Raw genomic sequence first — 2605 nt, forward strand, 5'->3', positions numbered from 1 at the left:
GTCCCGAGCACTGGAGCGCCTACAAGAGAAAGCAAGTCGCTATGCCCAGCAAATCGGGGTCTCACCAGCAGGAATCAGCGTCCGCCATTTCAGGTCTCGCTGGGGTTCTTGCTACAAAAATGGGCAGGTCGTCTTTAACTGGAACATCATTAAGGCACCTCACGTAATTACAGATTACGTAGTCATTCATGAATTGTGCCATTTGGTCCACTCCAATCACTCTGCGGAGTTTTGGGGCTTGGTAGGGCACCACGACCCCTCCTATACTGAGCACAAACATTGGTTGAGGCAAAAGGGGATTTCTTTGCTATGACTGAAAAGCCAGCACGAACCTCGTTTTTCAAGGCATTAGTCTCTAAAAAAGCCAGAGACCGAAGGCGATTTGAGATTCAGCTAGAGAAGGAGGAGGAAGAGCAGAAAAAAGTGCTCCGGGCAAAGATTGAGGGCACAGTATTGAGCGTATTCCTGATTATAATTGGGATGGGCTTATCCTTGGTTGAAGGTCGTGGCCTTCTCTGCGTGCTTATCATCATTGGCGCATTTCCCTTTTGGAAGCTAATGTGTGCTTTTGCGTATCACCTTGGCCCCATCTTTGGGGGAAAACCAAGAACTGTTTATAGGAGCAAGAAGCAAAGCGTCTTCCATGGTCCAAGGGGTGGAAGATACAGAATGAGCGCGGATGGGAAATCAAGAATCTATTTTTAGAAATCAATAGTCTCCAGCAAATCCTCAACCCCACAATCCAGCACCGTTGCGATCTTGGATGCCAGATCCAGCGACAGTGCTGATGCCGCCTTGTCGTCGGTTCTTGCCAAACGAGTGATGGTTGTCGCGGCCACACCCGCCTCAACCGCTAAAGAGTGCATGGTGAGGGGCTTTTCGCCTGCCTCGGCACGGCGAAGATTTGCCTTGGCGATTGCCTTGGCGAGCGTCAGACGAACTTCTTTGGCCATAGAGACACTCTATCAGTAGCACCAGGGATGAGCTATCCAGTGCCAGACGCACGCTTTCCAGTGTATTGTGCTATAGTATTTGTGTTGTTGAAGCTCACAGAAGCTCAGGCCATGCCTTCCGACCTTTCCACGCTAGATCTCGCAACCATCAACGCTGCTCACGAGGTGATTGTGGATGCCCTTCGCTCTCGCTGCTGTGAGTGGGAGCAAGAATCTGCTGATGCCACTGCCGATGGTCGCTTGAGTAATGCCCTGATGTTCCAGCACTGGGCATTCGCTGCTGATCTTCTCGCCAGCTTCATTGGGACGGAATTCTCAGTGCTCTTCACACAGGCATTGAATGCCCGCTTTGGAGTTGTGCCTGAGACCCGTCGTTCAGCCGCAGATCAGTTGCTGGATGCCCTTACCATTGAAGTGGCGTCTCAGCAACCGACACCCAACTGAGATAGAAGGGGGCAAGAGGTTCTTAGAAACCCCGCCCCCTCAGCCACCTTTATAGAATCTCCCAGAGATTCCCATTGATCTTCTGACTCCTGTTGGTATGGGCGCAACTTTCTGTCAAACTCTTTACTGCCGCACTCAGAAGCTATGGCAAGACAACATACCGATGCCCCCAAGCAGTTCGGCATCCGACTCAGCGATCAGGTGATGGAACTGGTTTCAGAGATTCAGGAGTTTCGTCTCCACAACCAGCAATCTCCAACCCTGTCCTCCATTGTAGAAGATGCGATTAACGTCTACTACGACTGCCTAGTAGAAAAGGGCGCCATCAATGACAAGGGATAACTAAGCCGCGGGCGAGGACTCAGACTTGCCAGAATACGAGATCCCATGCTATAATAGCAGGAGAAATCCACAGAGATTCAACCCAATGCCCAGCACCAAAAGCACTCAGCCATCCGCGAACAAGTTTGCCGTTCGCCCTACTGCCGAAACCCTGGCAGATCTATCGCGTCCTATTGATCCGCGCCATCTCAAGACGCGCAAGCAGGGTAATACCACCCTGACTTACTGCCCTTGGAATACGATTGCTCGCCATCTTCACCATCGTGCTCCCGGATGGTGTTGGGAAGTTCAGTCAGTTCAAGAGGTTGGTGGGGCGGTGGTGATCACAGGGCGTTTGACAATTCCTACTGCTGACGGTGATCTTCTTCACTACTCAGCAGTGGCATCAGAACCGCTGGAGTCCAAGTCCCAGGCACCAGCTGCTGAAGTAGCGGCATCTTCATGCCTCAGAAGAGCTGCTGCGCTCTCTGGTTTAGGTTTAGAACTTTGGGGGTAATAGGTAGCAGATCAGGAAAGAGAGCAAGAAAAGGTTTCACATTATCTGATGGCAAAAGCGTCAAATAATGTGAAACCACAAATCTCTTCAGATTCGGTAGAATTCTTGAAGAGATAAGAGCTCGTCGCAATAAAGCCAAATAGTGTGAACTTAAACATTGTTCGCTGTCTTATTCTTGTGGTCTAAGGTTTCGTGGCAACAACATCAGTACCAGGAGATCAGAATTAAAGAAGGAACTAAATAGGGACTCCTGAAAAAGTCAGATCGACTGCGGCGCAACTTGTTTCAGTGACCGAGACCCGATAAACTGGGCTCGATCAGGGCAATTGACGATTGCTACAACTGCTGAACGCTGCAGATGTACCGAAAA

General features: G+C 50.3%; 4 protein-coding genes. 3 read left to right on the top strand and 1 reads right to left on the bottom strand.

The annotated features are described in order from the left end of the window. Positions 1–10 precede the first annotated feature (10 nt). The gene (locus VB777_RS01935) at positions 11–313 is read left to right on the top strand and encodes a M48 family metallopeptidase (protein ID WP_323246745.1); all 303 of its coding nucleotides are present in this window, start codon (positions 11–13) and stop codon (positions 311–313) included. 388 nt (positions 314–701) lie between these two features. Here VB777_RS01935 and VB777_RS01940 read toward each other — a convergent pair whose 3' ends face one another. Further along, on the bottom strand, positions 702–953 hold the full coding sequence (locus VB777_RS01940) for a helix-turn-helix transcriptional regulator (protein WP_323246739.1): 252 nt from the start codon (positions 951–953) through the stop codon (positions 702–704). A 111-nt stretch (positions 954–1064) separates the two neighbouring features. On the opposite strand from VB777_RS01940, the gene VB777_RS01945 reads away from it, so the two are divergent. After that, on the top strand, positions 1065–1397 hold the full coding sequence (locus VB777_RS01945; RefSeq protein WP_323246741.1) for a hypothetical protein: 333 nt from the start codon (positions 1065–1067) through the stop codon (positions 1395–1397). Between the two features lie 144 nt (positions 1398–1541). Beyond that, the gene (locus VB777_RS01950; RefSeq protein WP_323246743.1) at positions 1542–1739 is read left to right on the top strand and encodes a hypothetical protein; all 198 of its coding nucleotides are present in this window, start codon (positions 1542–1544) and stop codon (positions 1737–1739) included. Positions 1740–2605: the final 866 nt, after the last annotated feature.

The organism is Synechococcus sp. CCY9202, from assembly GCF_034931685.1.
Classification (GTDB): Bacteria; Cyanobacteriota; Cyanobacteriia; order PCC-6307; family Cyanobiaceae; genus CBW1002.